The sequence below is a fragment of the Micromonospora carbonacea genome (genome assembly GCF_014205165.1).
Classification (GTDB): Bacteria; Actinomycetota; Actinomycetes; order Mycobacteriales; family Micromonosporaceae; genus Micromonospora; species Micromonospora carbonacea.
Window position 1 is genome coordinate 1,554,950 of sequence record NZ_JACHMZ010000001.1, and the last position, 24,266, is coordinate 1,579,215.

Annotated in this window: 17 protein-coding genes and 1 pseudogene; 11 read left to right on the forward strand and 7 right to left on the reverse strand. The window is 76.1% G+C overall.

Annotation, left to right across the window (positions count from 1 at the left end):
• Positions 1–12: 12 nt before the first annotated feature.
• From HDA31_RS07070 to HDA31_RS07085, 4 genes are all read right to left on the reverse strand, one after another.
• Positions 13–825: an FAD:protein FMN transferase gene (locus HDA31_RS07070; protein ID WP_178065865.1), complete on the reverse strand. Its 813-nt coding sequence runs from the start codon at positions 823–825 to the stop codon at positions 13–15.
• A 17-nt stretch (positions 826–842) separates the two neighbouring features.
• On the reverse strand, positions 843–1,304 hold the full coding sequence (locus HDA31_RS07075; RefSeq protein ID WP_178065864.1) for an FMN-binding protein: 462 nt from the start codon (positions 1,302–1,304) through the stop codon (positions 843–845).
• A 20-nt stretch (positions 1,305–1,324) separates the two neighbouring features.
• Positions 1,325–2,725, reverse strand: a complete 1,401-nt coding sequence (locus tag HDA31_RS07080) for a ferredoxin reductase family protein (protein ID WP_178065863.1) — start codon at positions 2,723–2,725, stop codon at positions 1,325–1,327.
• Positions 2,726–2,829: 104 nt separating this feature from the next.
• Entirely contained in the window at positions 2,830–3,813 is a 984-nt protein-coding gene (locus tag HDA31_RS07085) for an EamA family transporter (protein WP_219824940.1), read from the reverse strand.
• Positions 3,814–4,234: 421 nt separating this feature from the next.
• On the opposite strand from HDA31_RS07085, the gene HDA31_RS07090 reads away from it, so the two are divergent.
• From HDA31_RS07090 to HDA31_RS07135, 10 genes and pseudogenes are all read left to right on the forward strand, one after another.
• On the forward strand, positions 4,235–4,684 hold the full coding sequence (locus tag HDA31_RS07090) for an SAV_6107 family HEPN domain-containing protein (RefSeq protein ID WP_074474473.1): 450 nt from the start codon (positions 4,235–4,237) through the stop codon (positions 4,682–4,684).
• A gap of 118 nt (positions 4,685–4,802) precedes the next feature.
• Positions 4,803–5,561: pseudogene (imuA', locus tag HDA31_RS07095) on the forward strand (DnaE2-dependent mutagenesis accessory factor ImuA'); the annotation flags it as partial.
• Between the two features lie 95 nt (positions 5,562–5,656).
• A complete protein-coding gene (locus HDA31_RS07100) occupies positions 5,657–7,513 on the forward strand; it encodes a Y-family DNA polymerase (protein ID WP_178065862.1) in 1,857 nt (618 codons plus the stop codon).
• Positions 7,514–7,603: 90 nt separating this feature from the next.
• A complete protein-coding gene (locus HDA31_RS07105) occupies positions 7,604–11,014 on the forward strand; it encodes an error-prone DNA polymerase (protein WP_178065861.1) in 3,411 nt (1,136 codons plus the stop codon).
• A 67-nt stretch (positions 11,015–11,081) separates the two neighbouring features.
• Complete coding sequence (locus HDA31_RS07110) at positions 11,082–11,849, forward strand: class I SAM-dependent methyltransferase (RefSeq protein ID WP_178067682.1); 768 nt, start codon at positions 11,082–11,084, stop codon at positions 11,847–11,849.
• Positions 11,846–13,063, forward strand: a complete 1,218-nt coding sequence (locus HDA31_RS07115) for an alkaline phosphatase family protein (RefSeq protein WP_178065860.1) — start codon at positions 11,846–11,848, stop codon at positions 13,061–13,063. The genes HDA31_RS07110 and HDA31_RS07115 overlap by 4 nt, the downstream gene beginning before the upstream one ends.
• Positions 13,064–13,122: 59 nt before the next feature.
• Positions 13,123–14,382, forward strand: a complete 1,260-nt coding sequence (locus HDA31_RS07120; RefSeq protein WP_178065859.1) for a DNA polymerase IV — start codon at positions 13,123–13,125, stop codon at positions 14,380–14,382.
• A gap of 115 nt (positions 14,383–14,497) precedes the next feature.
• The gene (locus HDA31_RS07125; RefSeq protein ID WP_043967266.1) at positions 14,498–14,896 is read left to right on the forward strand and encodes an SCO2097 family morphological protein; all 399 of its coding nucleotides are present in this window, start codon (positions 14,498–14,500) and stop codon (positions 14,894–14,896) included.
• 140 nt (positions 14,897–15,036) lie between these two features.
• Complete coding sequence (locus tag HDA31_RS07130) at positions 15,037–15,429, forward strand: hypothetical protein (protein ID WP_178065858.1); 393 nt, start codon at positions 15,037–15,039, stop codon at positions 15,427–15,429.
• A complete protein-coding gene (locus HDA31_RS07135) occupies positions 15,426–15,956 on the forward strand; it encodes a DUF6036 family nucleotidyltransferase (protein WP_178065857.1) in 531 nt (176 codons plus the stop codon). Before HDA31_RS07130 ends, HDA31_RS07135 begins: the two co-directional genes overlap by 4 nt.
• Positions 15,957–15,999: 43 nt before the next feature.
• Here HDA31_RS07135 and HDA31_RS07140 read toward each other — a convergent pair whose 3' ends face one another.
• The 3 genes from HDA31_RS07140 to HDA31_RS07150 all read right to left on the reverse strand — a co-directional run bounded on the left by HDA31_RS07140 (position 16,000) and on the right by HDA31_RS07150 (position 20,901).
• Positions 16,000–18,477 (reverse strand): transglutaminase TgpA family protein, encoded by a 2,478-nt coding sequence (locus HDA31_RS07140; protein WP_178065856.1) that lies wholly within the window; start codon positions 18,475–18,477, stop codon positions 16,000–16,002.
• Between the two features lie 67 nt (positions 18,478–18,544).
• On the reverse strand, positions 18,545–19,843 hold the full coding sequence (locus HDA31_RS07145) for a DUF58 domain-containing protein (protein WP_074474467.1): 1,299 nt from the start codon (positions 19,841–19,843) through the stop codon (positions 18,545–18,547).
• Between the two features lie 2 nt (positions 19,844–19,845).
• On the reverse strand, positions 19,846–20,901 hold the full coding sequence (locus HDA31_RS07150) for an AAA family ATPase (RefSeq protein ID WP_074474466.1): 1,056 nt from the start codon (positions 20,899–20,901) through the stop codon (positions 19,846–19,848).
• 482 nt (positions 20,902–21,383) lie between these two features.
• Between HDA31_RS07150 and leuS the strand changes: the two genes are divergently transcribed.
• A complete protein-coding gene (leuS, locus tag HDA31_RS07155; protein WP_178065855.1) occupies positions 21,384–24,221 on the forward strand; it encodes a leucine--tRNA ligase in 2,838 nt (945 codons plus the stop codon).
• Positions 24,222–24,266: the final 45 nt, after the last annotated feature.

Below are 24,266 nucleotides of genomic sequence, written 5' to 3' on the forward strand. Positions count from 1 at the left end.
CCCGCAGGCCGGCTACGCCGCGGCGGCCCACGCCGCCGGCCGGGTCCCCGGCCAGCCGGGGGTGGCCCGGACCCGGCCGTCGGCGGTGACCAGCAGGGCGGCGTACCCGTCGAGGGCGGCCAGCCAGTCCAGGGCGGCCGGGCCCCCGGCGACGGCCGCCGTGGCGTACACGTCGGCCCAGAGCAGGTCGGGGCCGACCACGGTGACCGCCCGGACGGCCCCGGCGGGCCGGCCGGCGCGCGGGTCGGTGACGTGCGCGCCGCGCCGGGCGGTGCCGGAGGTGGCGACCGCGCCGCCCGCCCGCTCCAGCACGTCGAGCAGGTGCCCGGGGCGCTGCGGGTCCTCGACGCCGACCCGCCAGGCGGGCCGGTCGGGCGCGGCGCGCAGCAGCACGTCGCCCCCGGCGTTGAGGCACACGTCGTGGTCGGGCAGGTCGGTCAGCCGCCGGGCGGCCCGCGCGACCGCCCAGCCCTTGACCAGCCCGGACGGGTCGAAGCCGACACCGCCGCGCGGCAGCGGCAGCCGCCGGGCGTCGAACCGGCCGCCGGTGCGCAGCCGGGCCAGCTCGCACAGCTCGACGACCTCCCGCACCGCCGGGTCGGCGGTGGCCGGGTCGGGCGACCGGCCGGCGAGCCGGCCGAGGACGCTGTCCGGCCGGTACGTGCTGAACGTGTCGTCGGCCGCGCGCAGCTCGACGAAGAACGCCTCCACCCGGGCGGCGACGGCGTCGTCGCGCACCCCGGGCCCGCGCAGGTGCACGCTCACCGGCAGGCCCATCACCTGTTCCACCCAGGCCCGCCGGCCCGGCTCGGTGGCCGTGGCCATCGTGTCCAGCTTCCCGTTCACAGGTGCGCCGCGTCGATGGCGGCCTGGAGGGACTCCCGGTAGCCGTCGCTGGTGACGGTGGCCCCGGAGACCGTGTCGATGTCGGCGCTCTGCGCGGCCAGGGCCGACTGCCGCAGGATCGGCACCGCGTAGTCGTTGATCTGCTGGTCCCGGTGGTTGCCGTCGGGCACCCGGAGCGCGGTGACGTCGGTGATCTTCCCGGCGGAGACGGTGATCCGGACCTGCACCGGCCCCCACCGGGTCTGCGCCACCGACCCGTCGTACCGCCCGGCGCCGGTGCCGGACGAGCCGGTGCCGGCGTCGGTGCCCGACGGGCCGGCGTCGGTGCCGGCGTCGCCGCCCGTGCCGGCGGCGATCGCGCTGCTCTCCCCGCCCACCCCCATCGTGCTGGTCTTGTAGCTGAACAGCAGCACCAGCGCCGCCACGGTGGACAGCAGCCACACGGTGATCCGTCGCATGGAAACCCCCTTCGCGCCTGTCACCAGGCAAAACGTTCGTGGTGGGTGTGCTCGTCGGGCACCCCGGCGGCGCGGGTCGCGGCCCGCGCCGCGTCGACCCAGCCGTCCGGGCCGCAGAGGAAGACGTCGTGGTCGGCGATGTCGGGGGAGAGCCGGCGCAGCGCCTCGGCGTCGGTCGCCCCCTCCGCGTACGCCGGCAGCCAGGCGGGTCGCCCGGCGCGCGGGCCGACCAGGTGGTGCACCACCACCCCACGCTCGGCCGCGAGCCGGTCCAGCTCCGCGCGGAAGGCGATCTCCTCCCCGGTACGCGCGCGGTAGAGCAGCACCGCCTGCCCCGGTGCGTACGGCAGCTCCCACAGCAGCGCCAGCAGCGGGGTGACGCCGACCCCGCAGGCGAACAGGGTGATCCCGCCGCCGCGCCAGTGCTCCCCGGTCAGCCGCCCGTACGGGCCTTCCAGCAGCACCCGGGTGCCGGGGCGCAGGGCGGCCACCCGGGCGCTGCCGTCGCCGAGGTCCTTCACGGTGATCCGCATCAGGTCCCCCGCCGGGGGCGCCGACAGCGAGTACGGGTGGGCGCGGGACCAGCCGGGGCCGTCGAGGAACCGCCAGGAGAAGAACTGCCCCGCCCGCACCGGCAGCCGGTGCAGGTCCCGCCCGCGCAGCCACACCGAGGTCACCCCCGGCGCCTCGGGCACCACCGCCGCCACCTCGACCCGGTGCCGCAGGGAGCGCCACGCCGGCAGCCCCAGCCGGAACACCAGCACGCTGCCCAGCGCCAGCAGGTAGACCGTCCACCAGTACGCCCGCGCGGCGGGGGCGGCGACGAGGTCCGCGCCGGTCCAGAGCTGGTGCGGCAGGGCCAGCGCGATCCCCAGGTACGCGTACAGGTGCAGCAGGTGCCAGGACTCGTAGCGCAGCCGGCGGCGGGCCGCCCGCACCGAGGTGGCCACCACCAGCACCAGCAGCCCCAGCGCGGCGGTGGCCAGCAGCATCCCCGGGTAGCCGGTGACCAGCAGCCAGAACTGCGTGACGACGCCCTCGCGGGCGGTGCCCGCGTAGCCGATGGTGGTCAGCGCCACGTGGGCCAGCAGCAGGTGGAACGAGGCGAAGCCGGCGAGCCGGTGCCAGCGGGCGATCCGGTCCTGGCCGAAGCGCCGCTCGACCAGCGGCACCCGGGCCATCAGGACCACCTGGATCAGCATCAGGTCGGCGCTGAGCAGGCCGGTGAGCCGGCCGGCGGAGGTGAGGCCGCCGGCCACCCCGGACAGCAGCTCCTGCACGCCCCGGTCGGCCGTCCAGAGGGCGGTGACCACGAGCAGGCTGAGCACGGCGGCGACGCCCGCCGCGTCGGCCCACCAGCCGGGCGCCCCCGGCGGGACGAGCCGGGCCGGGGCCGGTCGCCCGGCGACGGCGGCGCTCATCCGACGATCGTTTCGGTACGGCTGACGTTCATGGTCCCCACCCTGCGGCGGTGACCTCGACCGGTCCTTTGCGAAGCCTGTGCGCGTCCTGGGAGCCGCGGCGGTCAGCGGCCGGCGGCGGGCGCGCCGGTGACCACGGCGTCGGGCGCGGGCGGCACGGTCTGCCGTCCGGGCGGGGCCGACCGGGCCGTCTCGGCCAGCGCCACCCCGAGCAGCACCAGCGCGCCGCCGCCGAGCTGGGCGGCGTTGAGCGTCTCGCCCGCGCCGATGACGACCCAGGCGACCGCCGCGGCGAGCACCGGCTCCACCATGCCGACGATCCCGACGCTGGTCGCGGGCAGGTGCCGCATCGCGCCGGCCACCAGCAGGTACGGCACGACCGAGCCGAGCACCACCACGTACGCGCAGAGCAGGGCGACCGGCACGCCCCCGGCGCGGCCGGTCAGCGGCTCCCAGCCCCCGGCGCCGGCGGTGACCGCCCGGGTGAGCAGCCCGGCCACCGCGGAGCCGCCGAACGCCCAGGTGCACAGCGACAGGGTGTCCCGGCCCTGCACGCCCCGCGCCCCGAGCACGTAGTAGCCGGCCAGGAAGACCGCCGCGCCCACGCCGGCCAGCACGCCCAGGCCGTCCAGGCGCAGCCCGCCCCACACCTCGGCCACGCAGCCCAGCCCGACGAGGCTCAGCGCCAGGCCGACCCAGAGCCGGGGGCGGACCCGGTGCCGCTGGCCGAACCGCGCCCAGAGGGCGACCAGCAGCGGGGCGGAGTACTCGAACAGCAGGCCGATCCCGACCGGCAGCCGGGAGATGGCGACGAAGTAGAGCATCGGCACCAGGAAGAAGCCGGTCAGGCCGTACCCGAGCAGCAGCGGGAGCTGCCGGGGGGTGACCCGCAGCCGGCGCGCCCCCGGCCGCAGCGCGACGCTGAGCAGCAGCAGGACGACGACCGCGCCCAGGGCGCGCAGCAGGGTGAGCTGCTGCGCGTTCAGGCCGGCCCGGAGCACCAGCTTGGAGACCGTGCCGTTGACGGCGAACAGGGCTCCCGAGCCGAGCACCATGGCGACACCGAGGGCGGGGCGGGGAGTCGTCACCAGCAGAGGCTAGCGTCGTCGTCTGTTTCGGCACGCCGGCCCGCCACACGTTGCGTTTTCGTCGGGCGCGAGGTGTACTGTCAGCAGTAGTTAGAACGAGTGTTCGATTTCCTCGAACGCCCGTTCCAACCACCCGGGGTGGTGTTTCGCGGCGCCGGCCCCGGGCGGTGCGGCTCCGCGGGCCGCACCTGGGTCCCGGGCAGTCGCGAGTCCGGGCCCGTCAGGCAGGAGCGTCGCCCGCCGCCCACGACCCCCGGGCGGCGGGCGACGAACCCGCCGGTCGCCGGCCGGGTGTGGTGTGGGGAAGCGTCCACACCCGGCCGGCCCCACCCGGTGCGTCTTCCTCCGCACCACCCGACCCGGCCCGTGCCGGTGGCCCCGGCCGCCGTGCCCGGCCCCGGCCACGTGGAGGAGGCAGCCCATGCCGACCAACTCGGCCCAGCCACCGACGGTGCCGGCGCACGTGCTGCCGAACCGCACCCCGGCCCAGCTCCTCGCGGTGGCCCGGCACGGGCTGGCGGAGGCCGCCCGCACCCGCCCCGACGGCCTGCGCTACGCCGCGGCCCACCTCGCCGCCCTCCGCGCCGCCGCGGCCGTGCTCGCCGCCCGCGCCCGCCCCGCGCCGGCCCGGCGACACCGCATCACGAGCGTCTGGGTCCTGCTCTGCACGGTCGCCCCCGAGCTGGACGAGTGGGCCGCCTACTTCGCCGCCGGCGCGGGCAAGCGCGCCGCCGCCGAGGCCGGCATCCCCCGGGTGGTCAGCGCCCGGCAGGCCGACGACCTGCTCCGGGCGGCCGAGCAGTTCGTGACGGTGGTGGAGACCTCCCTCGGGCTGGCCCACCAGCCGGAGCTCGACGGCCTCGCCGCCTGACCGCGACACCCACCCCGCGCGGCACTTCGACACTTCCGCACGGCACTTCGGCACAGCACTAGCACTTCGGTACGGCACTTCGGCAACGACGGGCGAGGCACGACAGGGGGTAGGTCCGATGGCGGGCCGCATGGTGGTCGGTTCCGCCGCACTGGCCGGCCTGGTCCGTCCGGCGAGCGCGCCGGACCCGGCCGGGGCGCACCGGACACTGCCGGTGGCCGCCGAGCTGACCGGCCTGCTGCCCAGCCGGGGGCTGCGCCGGGGCAGCACGATCGCGGTCGCCGCCGGCCAGCCCCGGCGCAGCGGCGGCACCTCCCTGGTGCTGGCGCTGCTCGCCGAGGCGTCCCGGGCCGGCTCGTGGTGCGCCGTGGTGGGCGTGCCGACCTTCGGCGCGGGGGCGGCGGCCGAGGCCGGCATCGCCCTGGACCGGCTCGCCCTGGTGCCGCAGCCCGGGCCCGACTGGCCGACCGTCGTCGCCGCCCTGATCGACGGGGTGGACGTGGTGGTCGCCGCCGTGCCGGCCACCGTCTCCGCCTCCGTGGCCAGCCGGCTGGCCGCCCGGGCGCGGCAGCGCGGCAGCGTGCTCGTCCCGTACGGCCGGTGGGACGGCGCGGACGTCACGTTGCAGGTGGTCCGGGGCGTCTGGGAGGGGCTGGGCCAGGGCCGGGGTCGGCTGCGGCGGCGCGAGGTCACCATCTGCGCCCGGGGGCGGGGCGCGGCGGCCCGGCCCAAGGAGATCAAGGTCTGGCTCCCCGGTGACGCGCTGACCCGGGTCGTCCCCCACCCGCCCGTCGCGCCGGGCGTCTCCGCCACCGGCCGCTCGGCCGCCGGCCGGCTCCGCCCCGTCCCGCCGCCGCTGCCGTCGGTCGCCCCGCCGCCGCCCCCGTCGGGCGTCCCGTCCTCGTCGGGCGTCCCGTCCTCGTCGGCGGGCGCACCGCCCCGCCGTGGCGCGCTCACCGTGGTCGGTCCCGCGTGACCGGTGCGCCGGTGCGGACGCTGCTGCTCTGGTGTCCCGACTGGCCGGTGCTCGCCGCCGAGATCGTCGACGGGGTGCCGGCCACCGGGGCGGTGGCCGTGCTGCACGCCAACCGGGTGGTGGCCTGCTCCGAGGCGGCCCGCGCCGAGGGCGTCCGCCGGGGCCTGCGCAAGCGGGAGGCGCAGGCGCGCTGCCCCCGGCTGACCGTCGTCGACCACGACCCGGGGCGGGACGCCCGGGCCTTCGAGCCGGTGGTCGCCGCCGTCGAGGAGCTGGCCGCCGGCGTCGAGGTGGTGCGCCCCGGCACCTGCGCGCTGGCCGCCCGGGGCCCGGCCCGCTACCTGGGCGGCGAGGAGGCGGCCGCCGAGCGGATCATCGAGCACGTCGCCCAGACCTGTGCGGTGGAGAGCCAGGTGGGCATCGCCGACGGGGTGTTCGCCGCCGGCCTGGCGGCCCGTGCCGGGCAGGTGGTGCCCCCCGGCGGCACCCCCGGCTTCCTGGCCGACCTGCCGGTGGAGGCGCTCGGCCGGCCGGCCCTGGCCGACCTGCTGCGCCGGCTCGGCATACGCACCCTGGGGGGCTTCGCCGCGCTGCCGGCCGGGGACGTGCTGGCCCGGTTCGGGTTCGACGGCGCGCTGGCCCACCTGCTCGCCGCCGGCCGGGACCACCGGCCGTTGGCCGTCCGCCGGCCCCCGGTGGACCTGGCCGTCACCGCCGACCACGACGAGCCGATCGACCGGGTCGACGCCGCCGCCTTCGCCGCCCGCGCGCTGGCCGAGCGGCTGCACGACCGGCTCGCCGCGCACGGGTTGGCCTGCACCCGGCTGGGCATCGAGGCGGTCACCGCCCACGGCCAGGAGCTGCACCGCGTGTGGCGGCACGACGGGCTGCTCACCGCGGTGGCCATCGCCGACCGGGTGCGGTGGCAGCTCGACGGCTGGCTCACCGGCAGCGCCGGCCGCCCCGGCGCCCGCCCGACCCGCCCGACGGCGGGGATCATCCGGCTGCGCCTGGTGCCCGACGGGGTGCTCGCCCGGGCCGACCTGCAACCCGGGCTGTGGGGGGAGACGGGCGAGGAACGCGAGCGGGCGCACCGGGCGCTGAGCCGGGTGCAGGGCCTCCTCGGCCCCGAGGCGGTGGTCACCGCGGTCCTCGGCGGCGGCCGGTCACCGGGCGACCAGGTGCGGCTGGTGCCGTGGGGCGACGAGCGGCTGCCCGCCCGCCCCGGCGAGCCGACCGCTCCCGCCCGGGTCGGTGAGTTGGCTGGCTCTGCCCGGGTCGGCGAGCCGACCGGCCCTGCCCGTCCCGGCGGGTTGGCTGGCTCTGCCTGGGCCGACGCGCAGACCGGCCCTGCCCGGGTCGGCGAGCCGACCGGCCCTGCCCGCCCCGGCGGGTTGGCGGGCCCGGTCCGGGCCGGTGGGGCTGGCGGGCCGGGCCGTGCTGACCGGTCCGGTGGGGCTGGCGGGTTCGACCGGTCCGGTGGGCCTGCCCGGGGCGGGGCGGCCTCGTCGGGGCGGGGCGCGTCGCCGCCGTGGCCGGGTCGGCTGCCGCCGCCCTCGCCGGCCGTGGTGCTGCCCGCCCCGCTCGCCGTGACCGTCCACGACGCGGCCGGCGAGCCGGTCGGGGTCAGCGCGCGGCTCCAGCTCACCGCCGCCCCGGCGCGGCTGGCCGTCGGCGCGGCCCGCCCGGTGGAGATCGTCGGCTGGGCCGGCCCGTGGCCGGTGGACGAGCGCTGGTGGTCCCCGGCGGAGGCCCGCCGCCGCGCCCGGTTCCAGGTGTGCCTGGCCGACGGCGCGGCCCTCCTGCTGGCGGTCGAGTCCGGCCGGTGGCTGGTGGAGGCGATCTATGACTGACCGCGGGGACCTTCCCGCCGCAGATCTTGGTACGGTTCGGCCCCTCCAGGGGCCGAACCGTACCAAGATCTGCGTGTCACGGGGTGCGCGGTGAGCTTTCACAATCCCGGGATGGGCTGGGGGGAGCTGGAGCGGGTGCTCTCCGGGCGGAGCGGCGAGCCGGGTCGGAGCAGAGAGCAGGGCGGGGCGGGCGGGCGACGCCTGTGGGCCGTGGACCCGCCCGTGGTGGATCCCCTCGCCGTCGACGCCGACGGGGGCGACGGCCCCGCCTGGAGCCGCCACCGGGGCCGGTACACCCCGCCGGAGCCATCCCGCGCCGGCGGCCCCGGCACCGGCGCGGTGCCCTACGCCGAGCTGCACGCGCACAGCAACTTCAGCTTCCTCGACGGGGCCAGCCATCCGGAGGAGCTGGCCGAGGAGGCGGCCCGGCTCGGGCTCACCGCGCTCGCCGTCACCGACCACGACGGCTTCTACGGCGTGGTGCGCTTCGCCGAGGCGGCCCGCGCGCTGCGCCTGCCGACGGTCTTCGGCGCGGAGCTGTCCCTCGGGCTGCCCGGCCCGCAGAACGGCGAGCCGGACCCGCTCGGCGCGCACCTGCTGGTGCTGGCCCACGGCCACGAGGGCTACGCGCGGCTCGCCGCGACCATCTCCCGGGCCCAGCTGCGCGGCGGCGAGAAGGGCCGCCCGGTCTACGGCGAGCTGGAGGAGGTGGCCGCCGAGCTGCGCGACCACGTGCTGGTGCTCACCGGCTGCCGCAAGGGGCACGTGCCGGCCGCGCTGCTCACCGCGGGCGTCGACGCGGCGGCCCGGGAACTGGACCGGCTCACCGCGCTGTTCGGCGCGGAGACGGTGGCGGTGGAGCTGACCGACCACGGGCACCCGGTCGACGGCGACCGCAACGACGCGCTCGCCGCGCTGGCCCGCGCCGCCGGGCTGCCCACGGTGGCCACGAACAACGTGCACTACGCCACCCCGGGCCGCCGCCGGCTGGCCACCACCCTGGCCGCCGTGCGGGCCCGGCGCAGCCTCGACGAGATCGACGGCTGGCTGCCCGCCGCCGGCACCGCCCACCTGCGCGACGGGGCGGAGATGGCGGCGCGGTTCACTGCCTACCCGGGCGCGGTGGCGCGGGCCGCCGGGTTCGGCGCGGAGCTGGCGTTCGACCTGCACCTGGTCGCGCCGAAGCTGCCGGCGTACCCGGTGCCGCCGGGGCACACCGAGATGAGCTGGCTGCGCGAGCTGACCATGGCCGGGGCCCACGAGCGGTACGGGCCGCCCGGGGCGCACCCGGAGGCGTACGCGCAGCTCGACCACGAGCTGCGGATGATCGACGAGCTGGGCTTCCCCGGCTACTTCCTGGTGGTCTACGACATCGTCGCGTTCTGCCGCGAGCAGGACATCTACTGCCAGGGCCGGGGGTCGGCGGCCAACTCGGCGGTCTGCTACGCGCTGCGGATCACCAACGTGGACGCGGTGCGGCACCGGCTGCTGTTCGAGCGGTTCCTCGCCCCGGAGCGCGACGGGCCGCCCGACATCGACGTGGACATCGAGTCCGACCGCCGGGAGGAGGTGATCCAGCACGTCTACGCCCGGTACGGCCGGGAGCACGCCGCCCAGGTCGCCAACGTCATCTCCTACCGGCCCCGGTCAGCGGTGCGGGACGTGGCGAAGGCGTTCGGCTTCTCGCCCGGCCAGCAGGACGCCTGGAGCAAGCGGATCGACCGCTGGGGCTCCGTCGCCGCGGTCGACGCCGAGGACGTCCCCGAGCAGGTCGTGACGTACGCCAACGAGTTGCAGACGTTCCCGAGGCACCTGGGCATCCACTCCGGCGGGATGGTGATCTGCGACCGGCCGGTGATCGAGGTCTGCCCGGTGGAGTGGGGGCGGATGCCCGGCCGCAGCGTGCTCCAGTGGGACAAGGACGACTGCGCCGCCGTCGGGCTGGTCAAGTTCGACCTGCTCGGCCTCGGCATGCTCTCCGCCCTGCACTACGGCTACGACATGATCGGCGAGACCCTCGACCTGGGCGACATGACGCTGGACGACCCCGAGGTCTACGCCATGCTCTGCCGGGCCGACTCGGTGGGGGTGTTCCAGGTGGAGAGCCGCGCCCAGATGGCCACCCTGCCCCGGCTCAAGCCCCGCGAGTTCTACGACCTGGTGGTGGAGGTGGCGCTGATCCGGCCCGGCCCGATCCAGGGCGGCTCGGTGCACCCGTACATCCGGCGGCGCAACGGCCAGGAGCCGGTGACGTACCCGCACCCGCTGATGCGCAACGCGCTGGAGAAGACCCTCGGCGTGCCGCTGTTCCAGGAGCAGCTCATGCAGCTCGCCATCGACCTGGCCGGCTTCGACGCGGCGGAGGCAGACCAGCTGCGCCGGGCGATGGGGGCGAAGCGGTCGGTGCAGCGGATGGCGCGGATCGCCGACCGGCTCTACGCGGGGATGGCCGAGCGGGGCATCGCCGGGGAGCTGGCCGACGACGTCTACCGCAAGCTCACCGCGTTCGCCAGCTACGGCTTCCCGGAGAGCCACGCGATGAGCTTCGCCTACCTGGTGTACGCCAGCTCCTGGCTCAAGCGCTACCACCCGGGCCCGTTCCTGGCCGCGCTGCTCAACGCCCAGCCGATGGGCTTCTACTCGCCGCAGACCCTGGCCGACGACGCCCGCCGGCACGGGGTGCAGGTGCGCCGGCCGGACGTCAACGCCAGCGGCGCGAAGGCCGTGCTGGAGTCCACCCCGGACACCCGGTGGGGCAGCGCGCCAGGCGAGCCGCCGCACGCGTGGGGGCTGGGCGGTCCGGCGGTGCGGCTCGGGCTGGGCGGGGTGCGTACCCTCGGCGACGGGGTGGCCGAGCGGATCGAGGCGGAGCGGGCGGCGCACGGGCCGTACCGTGACATGCCGGACCTGGCCCGGCGCGTGGGCCTGTCGGCCGCGCAACTGGAGGCGCTGGCCACCGCCGACGCCTTCGCCTGCTTCGGGTTGACCCGGCGGCAGGCGCTCTGGGCGGCCGGGGCGGCCGCCCAGGACCGGCCGGGCCGGCTGCCGGGCACGGTGACCGGCGCGACCGCGCCGACGCTGCCCGGCATGGACGCGGTGGACCGCCTCGTCGCCGACGTCTGGGCGACGGGCCTGTCGCCGGAGAGCCACCCGGCCCGGTTCCTGCGCGACCGGCTCGACGCCCTCGGCGCGGTGCCGATCGCCGGGCTGGGGCGGGTGGAGCCGGGCCGGCGGATCCGCGTCGGCGGGATCGTCACCCACCGGCAGCGGCCGGCGACCGCCGGCGGGGTCACCTTCCTCAACCTGGAAGACGAGACCGGCATGCTCAACGTCACCTGCTCGCCGGGGCTGTGGCAGCGCTACCGGCAGGTGGCGCGCACCAGCGCCGCGCTGGTGGTGCGCGGCCGGTTGCAGCGGCACGAGGGGGTGACCAACCTGACCGCCGACCGGCTCGACCCGATCGAGCCGCCGGTCGCCCCGCCCTCCCGCGACTTCCGCTGAGGTGTAAGGAGGGGCACCTTGTTAACGCTTTCTGCATAGCAGGGGCCCCCTGTTAACACCGTCGGGGCTGACTAGGCTCGACCGTGTGGAGCAGACCAGTGCCCGGTTCACCGGCCCGCCGTTGACCCCCCGTACCGCCGTCATCTGGTCGGTGCTCCGCGCCGAGCTGGAACGCCGCGCCGGCGACCGGCTCACGGTCCTCGACGTGGGCGGCGGCACGGGCGGCTTCGCCGTGCCGCTGGCGCAGGCCGGGCACGGGGTCACCGTGGTCGACGCCAGCCCCGACGCGCTCGCCGCGCTCACCCGCCGGGCCGCCGAGTCCGGCGTCGCCGACCGGGTGCGCGCCGTGCAGGGCGACGGCGACGCCCTCGCCGGCCTGGTCGAGCCGGCCAGCGTCGACCTGGTGCTCTGCCACTCCGTGCTGGAGGTCGTCGACGACCCCGCGCCCGTGGTGGCCGCGCTGGTCACCGCGCTGCGCCCGGGCGGCGCGGCGAGCGTGCTCGTGGCCGGGCAGGCCGCGGCGGCGCTCGGCCGGGCGATGAACGGCCACCTCGACGTGGCCGCCGCCCTGGCCGCCGACCCGGCCGGCACCGCCGGGCCCCGCGACACCCTGCGGCGGCGCTACGACGCCGACCGCGCCGCCGCGCTGCTGGCCGCCGCCGGCCTCACGGTCGAGGAGATCCACGGGGTACGCGTCCTGGCGGACCTCCTCCCCGCCGCCGTCGCGGACGGCCAGCAGGCCGCCCTGGTCGAGCTGGAGCGGGCCCTGGCGGCCCGGCCGCCGTACCGGGACCTCGCCGCCCAGCTGCACCTCTTCGCCCGCCGCCCGGCATGACCGCCGCCGTCCCGCCCCCGCCCGGTGAGCCAGCGCGGGGGGCCGTCCCGGCCCCGCGCCCGCCGGCCGATCCGCTGGCCCCGGTGCCGCCCCGCTACGGCGGGGGGAGCCTGGCCGACGTGCTGCCCAGCGCCCTGGCGGTGCTCGGCGTGCCCGGGGCCGTCGACCTGCTCGGCCTGACGCCGGCGCTCGCCGGGGTGCGGCGGGTCGCGGTGCTGCTGGTCGACGGGCTCGGCTGGTACCAGATCCCCACCGCCGCCCCGCACGCCCCGACCCTGGCCGGGCTGGCCGCGACCGTCGGCCGCCCGCTCACCTCCGGCTTCCCGTCGACCACCCCGACGAGCCTGGTGACGCTGGGCACCGGGGCCGCGCCCGGCGCGCACGGGGTGCTCGGGTTCCGGGTGCGGGTGCCCGGCACCGACCGGGTGCTCAGCCACATCGAGTGGACCGGCGACCCGGAGCCGCTGCGCTGGCAGCCCGTCGCCACCCAGCTCGAACGCGCCCGCGCCGCCGGGGTCGCGGTGACCGTGGTGAGCCGCCCCGAGTACGCCGGCAGCGGGCTCACCCTCGCCGCCAACCGGGGCGGGGACTACCGGGGCGCGGCCGACGCCGACGCGCTGGCCGCCGCGATGCTGACCGCGCTGCGCGCCGGGGCCGGGCCGGCCCTGGTCTCCGGCTACCACCCCGACCTGGACCGGCACGGCCACCTCTCCGGCGTCGACTCGCAGCCGTGGCGGGCCGCCGCGGCCGGGGTGGACGCGTTGCTCGCCCGGCTGGTCGACGGGCTGCCGCCGGACGCCGCGCTGCTGGTCACCGCCGACCACGGCCAGCTCGACGTGCCGCCGGCCGACCGGATCGACTTCGACGCCGACGACCGGCTGCGGGCCGGGGTGCGGGTGCTCGCGGGGGAGCCCCGGGTCCGCTACCTGCACGTCGCGCCGGGAGCGGCCGACGACGTGGTGGCCGCCTGGTCGGCCGTGCTCGGCGACGCGGCCCGGGTGCTGCGCCGCGAGGAGGCGGTGGCGACCGGCTGGTTCGGGCCGGTGCCCGAGGCGCACCTGGGCCGCATCGGCGACGTGGTGGTGGTCTGCCGGGGCACGTCCGCCGTGGTCGCCACCCGCTCGGAGCACCCCATGGACTCCCGCCTGGTGGCCTACCACGGGTCGGACACGGCCGCCGAGATGACCATCCCGCTGCTGGTGGTGCGCGGCTGAGCCGGGCGGCGCGGCCCCGGGGGCCGCGGCGTGTCGTACCCGGGGGCTAGCCTGCGGGGATGGGTCGCAGTCAGTCGTTGCCGCGCGGCGGAGACCCGCGCTTCGGGCCCGACGGCGACGACTCCGGCAGCCCGATCCTGCACGTCGACATGGACGCCTTCTACGCCTCGGTCGAGGTGCGCCGCCGCCCCGAGCTGCGGGGCCGGCCCGTCGTGGTCGGCGGGGTCGGCCCGCGCGGCGTGGTCAGCGCCGCCAGCTACGAGGCCCGCCGGTACGGCGTCCGCAGCGCCATGCCGATCATGCGCGCCCGGGCGCTGTGCCCGCACGCGGTCTACCTGCCGCCCGACTTCGCGCAGTACACGGCGGCCTCCCGGGCGGTGATGCAGATCCTGCGGGACGTCACGCCGCTGGTCGAGCCGCTCTCGCTCGACGAGGCGTTCCTCGACGTGGCCGGGGCCCGCCGGTTGTTCGGGCCGCCCGCCGAGATCGCCCGGGGCATCCGCGCCCGGGTCGCCGAGGAGCAGGGGCTGACCTGCTCGGTGGGGGTCGCGCCGAGCAAGTTCGTGGCCAAGCTCGGCTCCACCCGGGCCAAGCCCGACGGGCTGCTCGTGGTGCCGGCCGACCGGGTGCTCGACTTCCTGCGCCCCCTGCCGGTCGACGCCCTGTGGGGCGTGGGGGAGCGCTCCGCCGAGACGCTGCGCCGGCTCGGGCTGGCCACCATCGGCGACCTGGCCGAGGCGCCGCGCGGCATGCTCCGCAAGGCGCTCGGCGAGGCCGCCGCGGCCCACCTGCACGAGCTGGCCTGGGGGCGCGACCCGCGCCGGGTCAGCCCCGAGCAGGTGGAGAAGTCGATCGGCGCGGAGGTGACGTTCGACGCGGACGTGGCCGACCCGCTGGAGATCCGCCGGGCCCTGCTCGCCCTCGCCGAGAAGGTCGGCGCCCGGCTGCGCCGGGCCGGGCAGGTCGGCCGCACGGTGTCGATCAAGGTGCGCACGGCCGACTTCCGCACGGTCAGCCGGTCCCGCACCCTCGACGTGGCGACCGACACGGCGCGGGAGATGTTCGACACGGCCTGGGCGCTCTACACCGTCCTCGACCCCGGTGAGCGGATCCGCCTCGTCGGGGTGCGGATGGAGGGTCTCGCCCCGGCGGGCGAGACGCCGCAGCAGCTGACGCTGGGCGCGCCCGAGCGCGGCTGGCGGGAGGCGGAGGCCGTGGCGGACGCCGCCGCTGCCCGATTCGGGCGTTCCGTCATAGGTCCGGCGAGCCTGCTCGGCCGGCGCGATCCCGGGCGAACCGAAAATCCGCCCCGCCCATAGGTCGTCCCGCTTTCCGACGCGCGACCCCCCTCGTAGACTTGTCGTTAAGCAGCCGGTTGGCTGCCACGGTCTGTCGGTCCGACCGGGCCGACCAGCGTGACCGGGGAGGAGTGCCGTGCCGCTCTCGGAGCACGAGCAGCGGCTGTTCGAGCAGATCGAGCGGTCGCTTGCCGAGGACCCAAAATTCGCCTCGGCCGTGCGTGCCAGCGATCCGCGCTTCCACGCGCGGCGTCGTCTGCTCGTCGCTGCCGGCGCGATCATCGTTGGCCTGGCTCTACTGGTCTACGGTGCGGTGATCAAGACCCCACCGCTCGCGGTGGTGGGTTTCGTCATCATGCTGGGTTCGGCGGCGTACGCGGTGCAGTCGCACCGCAAGGCGCAGTCCCCCGACCTGCACGTGGTCGGGGGGACGACCACCAGCCGACGCCGCCCGCGCGGGCGGTCCGGCCGACGGTCGTCATTCGTGGATCGGATGGAGGACCGGTGGCGGCAGCGCCCGGAGGGGCACCGCTGACCCGGTTCCACCGCTGATCCTCGGTCCCGCCAGCCCGGCGGGACCACGCTGATCCGGCCCGCCGACGGCGGGCCGCTGCTTCCTGCCCGCGCTTGCGCGGCTACATGCCCTCTGCCTCCCTGTGCACTAGCGTCAGGGGTGTGAGGAAGCGTGCTGCGAGGTATGAGCCGCTGACGGTGGCGCGCCTGGGTGCCCTGCTCGTCGGGGCCGACGAGACGCGACGATGGCGGTTGGTGGCGGAGTTCCTGGAGGAGTACCGATGGGAACCGTCCGAGATGCGTGCTGGTCTGTTGGAACAGGAACCATCCCCGACGGGGGACGAGCACTGGGACGTGTTCCTCGCCGCGTTGACCGAGCATGTGGCGGCCAAGGATGGGCGCGGTGCGCCGCCGTGGGTCGAGACGCGGTCGCTGCGGCGTTTCTGGTTTCCTTTCAACACCCGTGCTGCCCGGGTCGACGCTGTGGTGCACGCGCCCGCAGCGTTCCGTCGTCGTGGGGTGTACGTGTCGGCGCAGGAGCTGAACGTCGCATGAGCCTCGATGATCCGCTGCTGGACCGCGTCGCGATCGAGGATGCTTTTCGTCGGCTTGGGGAGCGGCTGGCGAGGCGAGGCGTGGTCGCGGATCTTTACATCTTCGGTGGGGCCGCTATGGCGCTGGCCTACGACGCACGACGGGCGACCCGTGACATCGATGCCGTGTTCCACCCGCACGGGGTCGTGCTCGATGAGGCCCGAGCCGTCGCTGACGAACTCGGCCTGCCGCACTGGTGGCTCAACGAACAGGCGAGTGCCTATGTCGCCCCCGGCGGCGACGCGGCAGCTCCTCGCGTATTCGATCATCCAGGCCTGCGGGTTGCGGCAGCCTCTGCGGAACATCTGTTGGCGATGAAGGTGCTTGCCGCTCGTCGTCGAGACGCCGACGACATTCGCTTCCTGGTCGATCACCTCAGGCTGACCCGTGCCGAGGAGGTCCTCGATCTGTGCGCGGAGATCTTCCCCGAGGAGGAGGTACCGGGCCGGGCGAGACTCGTGCTCGACGACGTCTTCGACAGCCGGTAGCCCCTGTCAACGAACCGCGCGTGATCTCGACGACCCGCCCGGGTCAGCGGCCCGTGCGGGTGGCCAGCAGGCGGCGCGGGCTCCAGCGCAGCAGCCGGTAGCGGGCGTCGCCCGTCCTGGCCACCAGCCGGGAGGACGTGTTGCCCAGCGCGGTGCGCCAGCGCAGCAGCACCGACGGCGGCAGCACCGCCGCCAGCAGCCGCGTCCGCCGGTCGGTCCGGGTGGCGAGCGCGCCCCGGACGGCGCGCAGCGCCGGGTGCAGCTCCCCGCCCGCGAGCGGGGTGCGGGCGTACCGGGCCAGCTCCTCGGCGCGGCCCAGCAGCCGCACCGCCGTGGCGGCGGAGGCGTCCTCGCCGACGGCCTCGGTGACCAGGCGCTCGGCGGTCGCCCGCGGCGTCTCCGTCCGGTCCACCCGGACCCGGTAGTCGACCAGGGTGTCGAGCAGCTCGTCCCAGGCGGCGTGCGCGTCCGCCCGCGCCCGGTCGGGGTCCAGCACCACGGTGACGGACCGGCCCGGTTCGCCGGCCGGGCCCGTGCCGGCGTCCACCGTGGCCGGTGCGAGCGTCACCGCCGGCCGGGCGGCCCGCCGGCGGCGCAACGCCATCCGCAGCAGCGCCGGCGCGGCGAGCAGGGCCAGCAGCGCCAGCGCGCCGGCCGTCCACCAGGGCCACACCGGGGCCTGCCGGGTGGGATCGTTCCCCCCGATCGCCAGGCCGGCGTCGGTGTCCGCGTCGGCGGCGTCCGGGTCGGCGGCGTCCGGCGTCGGCGTCGAGTCGTCGGGGGCGGCCGGGGCGCCCGGCTCGGTGGCCGCCGGCTCCGGCGCGTCGGTGTCCGGTGCCCACGCCGAGCGGGTCGAGCCCTGCACGCCGTACGCCGGGGTGGCGTCGAACGGCACCCAGCCCATCCCGTCGAAGTAGACCTCCGTCCAGGCGTGCAGGTTGCGGTTGGTCAGCACGTACCCCTCGTCGGTGCGGCCGGTGCCGTTGGTGAAGCCGAACGCCACCCGGGCCGGGATGCCGGCCGACCGGACCAGCCACGCCATCGCCGCCGCGTACTGCTGGCAGAAGCCGGCCTTGTTGTTGAGGAAGTCGACGATGTCCTGGCCGCTGGTGCCGCCCTTCGTCGTCAGGCTGTAGGTGAAGCCGTTGTCCGCCGAGAAGTGGTCGTAGATCGCCCGGACCTTGTCGTAGTCGGTGCTGCGGCCCCGCACGAGGTCGGCGACCAGGGTGTCGACCTGCTCCACCGGCGGGGTGGCGGTCTGCTGGAGCCGGATCGGGTGGTCCGACGGCAGCGACGGGGCCCGCCGCAGCGCCGTCGGCGTGTACGTCGACCGGACGTACTCGAACGAGTAGCGCTTGCCGCGGGAGTTCTCCCGGTTGGAGAAGACGACCTGCTGGTTGGGGTCGTAGAGCCAGTTGCCGCTGAGCTCCTCGGTGCGCACCGGCTCGGCGTAGGCCGGCAGCAGCGGCATGTTGAGGTTCTTCGAGACCTCCACGGTGGCCTGGTACCGCGTCCGCTCGACGCCGTTGCCGGTCCCGGAGCGCTGGGTCGGGTCGGGCAGGTCCCGGGTGACGGGCCGGCCGGTCGGGTTGCGCACCCGGAACCCGTCGGGCCGCAGCTCGTCGGCGACGCCGTAGCGCAGGTAGAACGGGTTCGGCTCGGTGGTGGTCACCGTGACCATCTCGTAGACCTCGGACTGGTTGAGCTGCCCGCTCAGCGAGGCGAAGAGGTCGATGCGGCCCGGGTTGCCGCCCTGGCCGTTGCCCGACCCGGTGCCGGTGCCGGCGCCCACGGCGTTGAGCAGGCCCCCGGTCATCCCCGGCACCGCCAGCGGCAGCGCCACCGCCAGCACCACCCCGACCACGGCGAGCCGCCGCCCGGCGGCGGCCAACGGCGAGGACTCCCACACGTCGACGTCGCGGCCGTCGCCGGTGAACCGGCGGCCGAACCGGCGCACCCGGTCGACGTTGTCGGTGACCAGCAGCCACAGGTAGCCGGCCGCGCCGACCACGAACGGCACGGCGGGGACGCTGTCGACGTAGACGGCGACGGGCACCGAGTAGATGGCCAGCATCGGCAGCCCGGCCAGCGCCGGGCGGCGCAGGCCGACGGCGAGCACGTCGACCACCACGGCGACCCCGCCGATGCCGAGCACGCTGACGAACAGCAGCGGGTCGGTGTCGGGCACCTTCACCCCGTACGAGCGCATGTCCACCACGGACGCGCTCAGCAGCTCGCCGAAGTGGGCGAAGGTGCCCGGGGTCGGCAGGAACGCCACCAGCTCGGTGCCGGCGGGGAAGAGCCAGGCCAGCGCGAGCGTCAGCCCGCCGAGCATGCCCAGCACCTGCCCCCACAGCGGGGCCCGGACCAGCCGGGTCAGCGCGGCCACCCCGGCGACCACCGTGACCGCGATGGCCGCCTGGATGAGCCAGGTCCACCGCTCGAAGATGGCCGACAGCGGGGCCGCCGCGAGCAGGGTCGCGGCGGCGGCCACGAAGCCGAGGTTGCGGGTCGCGGTCACGGGGGAGCCCTTTCCGGTCATCGTCCCGCCGGACCGGGGCGGCGGGCACGCCCGACCCGGCGGATCGTCACTTGACGCCCCCGGCCACCGTCTCGGCCAGCGCGGCCCGCAGGGCGAACCCCTGCGAGCCCCGGCCGGCCTGCGGCCACAGCGCGGGCAGCCGGGCGCCGTGGTCGACCCCGACGACCCGCCACCCGCTCTGCAGCAGGGCGAGCGCGGCGGCGCCGTGCGCGTGGTCGGCCTCGGCCCGGGCCCGGGGCGGGAGGTGGAGCCAGGTGGAGCTGTCCAGCAGGAAGCCGACGCAGGTCGCGCCGTTGCCGCGCAGGCCGGCGAGCAGCTCCGCCTCGGCGGTGCTCACCGCGCCGAACAGGCCGATGATCAGGCCGCCGTCGCCGCGCTGGCGGACCTGCCGCACCAGCGTGGTGATGTCGCCGCGCGGGTCGAGGCGGACCTCCGCGAGCTGGTCGAGCAGCAGCCCGTCGCCGGCGGCCTCGGTGGCGTCGACGTCCGCGCCGTCGCCGGTGACCAGGCGCAGCTTGTAGCCGGCCTGGCGCAGGTGCACGGCGATGCTGGCCGCGGCGGAGACCGCCCACTCGAAGCTCGCGGTGGGGCCGTCGCCCCGGTGGCCGTAGCCCCGGGTGTCCAGCACCACCGTCGCCCGGCTCTCCCAGGGCTGCTCCTCACGGCGCACCATCAGCTCGCCCGTGCGGGCCGTCGACTTCCAGTGCACCCGGCGCAGGTCGTCGCCCATCCGGTACTCCCGGGTCGCCGCGTCGTCCTCGCCGTGCACCGCGACCGAGCGGGCGCGGCTGGAGCCGCTGCCCGCGTACTCGCCGGGGAGCCGCACCGAGGGCAGCGGGGTGACCTGCGGGATCACCGTGAGCTGGTCGACGCTGGGGAACGAGCGGGTCAGCTCGCACAGCCCGAACGGGTCGGTGAGCCGGACCACCAGCGGGCCCACCTCGTACCGGCCGCGCACGTCCGCGCGGACCGTGTACGCCACGGAGCTGGCCTGGTGCGCGCCGAGCCGCTCCAGCACCACGCGGGGCCGGCTGCCCAGGGCGTACGGCAGCCGGTCCTCCAGCAGCAGCGTGCCGGTGGGCAGGCGGGACAGGTTCTGCAACCGCAGCACCACCCGGGAGCTGGCCCCGACCGGCACCCGGTGCGGGTCCAGCGACCGGTTGCAGGCCAGCTTGTAGCGGCTGCGCCCCACGTAGGCGGCGGCGAGCAGCGGCAGGACGGCGAGCAGCACGGCCACCCGGAGCAGGTCCTTCTCGCCGAGGATGAGGGCGGAGACCGCCGCGGCGAGCGCGGCGGCCAGGAACGAGCGGCCGCGGGTGGTCAGGCCCCGGAGCCCGTCGCGCACGCTCACCGCCTCCGCGGCTCGTACGGGGCGCGGCCGTTGCCGTCGGCGGCGGGCCGGTTGTCGTACGGGGAACGCTGGCGGTCGTGCGGCAGCGGCAGCCGGTGCACCAGCTCGGCGACGATCGCGTCGGTGGTGCGCCGGGCGAGCTGGGCGTCGGCGGTCGGGATGATCCGGTGGGCGAGCACCGGCACCGCGAGCGCCTGCAGGTCGTCGGGGAGGACGTAGTCGCGCCCCTCCAGGGCGGCGACGGCCCGGGCGGTGCGCAGGAGCTGGAGGGTGGCCCGGGGCGACGCGCCCAGCCGCAGGTCGGGGGCCTCCCGGGTGGCGGTGACCAGGTCCACCGCGTACTGCTTCACGGCGTCGGCGACGTGCACCTCGCGGACGGTGGCGATGAGCCGGCGCACGGTGTCGGCGTCGGAGACCGACCGCAGCTCCTGCAACGGGTCGGCCGCGCCGTGCCCGTCCAGCATGGCCAGTTCCGCCTCCGGCCCCGGGTAGCCCATCGCGATGCGGGCGGTGAACCGGTCGCGCTGCGCCTCGGGCAGCGGGTAGGTCCCCTCCATCTCGATCGGGTTCTGGGTGGCGATCACCATGAACGGGGTCTGGAGCTGGTAGGTGACGCCGTCGACGGTGACCTGCCGCTCCTCCATGCACTCCAGCAGGGCGGACTGGGTCTTCGGCGAGGCCCGGTTGATCTCGTCGCCGACGACCAGGTTGGCGAAGACCGCGCCGGGGCGGAACTCGAAGTCGTGCGTCTCCTGGTTGTAGACGCTGACGCCGGTGACGTCGCTGGGCAGCAGGTCGGGGGTGAACTGGATGCGCCGTACCGAACAGTCGATGGACCGGGCGAGGGCCTTCGCCAGCTTGGTCTTGCCGACGCCCGGGACGTCCTCGATGAGGAGGTGGCCCTCGGCGAGCAGGACGGCCAGGGCCAGCCGGACGGTGGCCGTCTTGCCCTCGATGACCTGCTCGATGTTGGCCACGATGGCCTCACTGGCGGCGCGGAACTCGTCGTGCGGCAGCAGACCGCCCACCTCGTCCCAGGTCTGTTGTGTCACGGGCCTCCTCCTCGTCGCCACGACGGCAGCTCTGTTAAGAGCACCTGGACCCGCCGTTGGGTTCGCGACGGGAGAGCCTCGTCTGCCGCAGAATCTCACTGGCCTCTCAGGCTAACCATGTTTGTCGTGAACGCCGAACCCCGCAGGAAGTCGGTCGGTTACGCCCGGATTATTCGCCCGACGGGGGAAACGCATCGTCACCGAGCGTGAGAGGGTGTCCCGCAGCCGACCTCGCGGCGGCGGGCCGCGTGCCCGGCGGGCCGGCGGGGTACACTGCCCGACATGGCCGGAGTCTTCCTGCTTCTTACCGGGCCGTGCTGATGCGCTGACGCGCGACAGCACGGCGGCCCCTCCTGCGCGAGGGGCTTTTTTGTGCCCTCCACCGGGCCGGACCGGCGAGCCGGGACCGCCGGCCCGGCCGGCGGGCCGACACCGCCGGAGCCGGCCCGGCGACGCCGCGACGAAGCGAACGAGGAGAGACGATGAGTGAGGCAACAGCGGCGGGCGACATCCCCCCGTACCGGTACACCGCGGCCCTGGCCGAGGAGATCGAGCAGCGCTGGCAGGACACCTGGCAGCGGGAGGGCACGTTCCACGCCCCGAACCCGACCGGGCCGCTGGCCGACCCCGGCCACCCCCGGGCCGGCGCGGAGAAGCTGTACGTGCTGGACATGTTCCCGTACCCGTCGGGGGCGGGCCTGCACGTCGGGCACCCGCTGGGCTACATCGGCACCGACTGCTTCGCCCGCTACCAGCGGATGGCCGGCCGCAACGTGCTGCACGCGATGGGCTTCGACGCGTTCGGCCTGCCCGCCGAGCAGTACGCGGTGCAGACCGGCACCCACCCCCGCACCACGACCGTGGCCAACATCGAGCGGTACAAGGCGCAGCTGCGCCGGCTGGGCCTGGCCCACGACGACCGCCGCTCGGTGGCCACCATCGACACCGACTTCTACCGCTGGACCCAGTGGATCTTCCTGCAGGTCTTCAACTCCTGGTACGACGCGGACGCCCGCAGGGCCCGGCCGGTCGCCGAGCTGATCGCCGAGTTCGCCGCGGGCGACCGCCCGACCCCGGACGGCCGGCCGTGGGCCGCGCTGACCGACGCCGAGCGGCGGGCGGTCGTCGACGGGCACCGGCTGGCGTACGTCTCGGAGGCGCCGGTGAACTGGTGCCCGGGGCTGGGCACCGTGCTGGCCAACGAGGAGGTCACCGCCGACGGCCGCTCCGACCGGGGCAACTTCCCCGTGTTCAAGCGCAACCTGAAGCAGTGGATGATGCGGATCACCGCGTACGGCGACCGGCTGCTGGAGGACCTGGACGCCCTGGACTGGCCCGAGCCGATCAAGCTGATGCAGCGCAACTGGATCGGCCGGTCCACGGGCGCGCACGTCGACTTCGCCACCGACCGGGGCCCGGTGCGGGTGTTCACGACCCGCCCGGACACCATCTTCGGGGCCACCTACATGGTGCTGGCCCCCGAGCACGAGCTGGTCGACGCGCTGCTGCCGGCCGCCTGGCCGGACGGCACGCGGGACGCCTGGACCGGCGGGCACGCCAGCCCCCGGGCGGCCGTCGAGGCGTACCGCAAGGCGGCGGCGGCCAAGACCGACGTGGAGCGGCAGGCCGACACGAAGGAGAAGACCGGCGTCTTCGTCGGCGCGTACGCCACGAACCCCGTCACCGGCGGGCAGATCCCGATCTTCATCGCCGACTACGTGCTGGCCGGCTACGGCACCGGCGCGATCATGGCGGTGCCGGCGCAGGACGAGCGGGACTGGGCGTTCGCCGAGGTCTTCGAGCTGCCGATCGTGCGTACCGTGCAGCCCGCCGACGGCTTCGCCGGCAAGGCGTACACCGGGGACGGGCCGGCGATCAACAGCGCCGCGCCCGACCGCGGCCTGGACCTGAACGGCCTGGGCGTCGCCGACGCCAAGGCGGCGATCATCGCGTGGCTGGAGGCCAACGGCCACGGCGCCGGCGCGACCACCTACCGGCTGCGCGACTGGCTGTTCTCCCGCCAGCGCTACTGGGGCGAGCCGTTCCCGATCGTCTACGACGAGTCCGGGGCGGCCATCGCGCTGCCCGAGTCGATGCTGCCGGTCGAGCTGCCCGAGGTCGACGACTTCTCGCCGAAGACGTTCGACCCCGACGACGCCGACAGCAACCCGGAGACCCCGCTGTCGCGCCGCCGCGACTGGGTCGAGGTCGAGCTGGACCTGGGCGACGGGCTGCGGCGCTACACCCGCGAGACCAACGTGATGCCGCAGTGGGCCGGCTCCTGCTGGTACGAGCTGCGCTACCTGGACCCGACCAACGCCGAGCGCTTCGTCGACGCGGAGAACGAGCGGTACTGGATGGGCCCGCGCGTCGAGGGCGACTGCGGCGGCACCGACCTGTACGTCGGCGGGGCCGAGCACGCCGTGCTGCACCTGCTGTACGCCCGCTTCTGGCACAAGGTGCTGTACGACCTGGGCCACGTGTCCAGCTTCGAGCCGTTCCGCAAGCTGTTCAACCAGGGCATGATCCAGGCGTACGCGTACACCGACGCCCGGGGCTCCTACGTGCAGGCCGAGGAGGTCGTCGAGCGCGACGGCGCCTGGTTCCTGGGCGAGGAGGAGGTGCGCCGCGAGTACGGCAAGATGGGCAAGTCGCTGAAGAACGTGGTGACCCCCGACGACATGTGCGCCGCGTACGGCGCGGACACCTTCCGGGTGTACGAGATGTCGATGGGTCCGCTGGAGGTGTCCCGCCCGTGGGAGACCCGGGCGGTCGTCGGGTCGTACCGGTTCCTGCAACGGGTCTGGCGGGCCGTCGTCGACGAGCAGACCGGCGCGCCGCGGGTCACCGACGACCCGGCCGACGAGGCCACCCGGCGGCTGCTGCACAAGGTCGTCGACGGGGTCCGGGGCGACATGGAGGGGATCCGGTTCAACACCGCGATCGCCAAGCTGATCGAGCTGACCAACGCGCTGACCCGGCTGCCGGCCACCCCCCGCGAGGTGGCCGAGCCGCTGGTGCTGATGCTGGCCCCGTTCGCCCCGCACGTGGCCGAGGAGCTGTGGCGGCGGCTGGGCCACGACGCCTCCCTGGCGTACGCGGACTTCCCGACCGCCGACCCGGCCCTGCTGGTCGCCGAGACGGTGACCTACCCGGTGCAGATCAACGGCAAGGTGCGCGGCCGGGTCGAGGTGAGCGCCGACGCGTCCGAGGACGACGTGCGCGCGGCGGCGCTGGAGGCGGTGGCGGGCGCGCTGGCCGGCAAGGCGCCCCGCAAGGTCATCGTGGTGAAGGGCCGGATGGTCTCGGTCGTCGCCTGAGGTGCAAGGAGGGGCCCCTTGTTAACGCATTCTGCATAGCAGGGG

Coding starts and splice junctions, on each gene's coding strand:
- HDA31_RS07120 (WP_178065859.1), top strand. CDS start 13,123: ATGGGTCGCAGTCAGTCGTTGCCGCGCGGCGGAGACCCGCGCTTCGGG.
- leuS (WP_178065855.1), top strand. CDS start 21,384: ATGAGTGAGGCAACAGCGGCGGGCGACATCCCCCCGTACCGGTACACC.
- HDA31_RS07075 (WP_178065864.1), bottom strand. CDS start 1,304: ATGCGACGGATCACCGTGTGGCTGCTGTCCACCGTGGCGGCGCTGGTG.
- HDA31_RS07080 (WP_178065863.1), bottom strand. CDS start 2,725: ATGAGCGCCGCCGTCGCCGGGCGACCGGCCCCGGCCCGGCTCGTCCCG.
- HDA31_RS07135 (WP_178065857.1), top strand. CDS start 15,426: ATGAGCCTCGATGATCCGCTGCTGGACCGCGTCGCGATCGAGGATGCT.
- HDA31_RS07115 (WP_178065860.1), top strand. CDS start 11,846: ATGACCGCCGCCGTCCCGCCCCCGCCCGGTGAGCCAGCGCGGGGGGCC.
- HDA31_RS07070 (WP_178065865.1), bottom strand. CDS start 825: ATGGCCACGGCCACCGAGCCGGGCCGGCGGGCCTGGGTGGAACAGGTG.
- HDA31_RS07090 (WP_074474473.1), top strand. CDS start 4,235: ATGCCGACCAACTCGGCCCAGCCACCGACGGTGCCGGCGCACGTGCTG.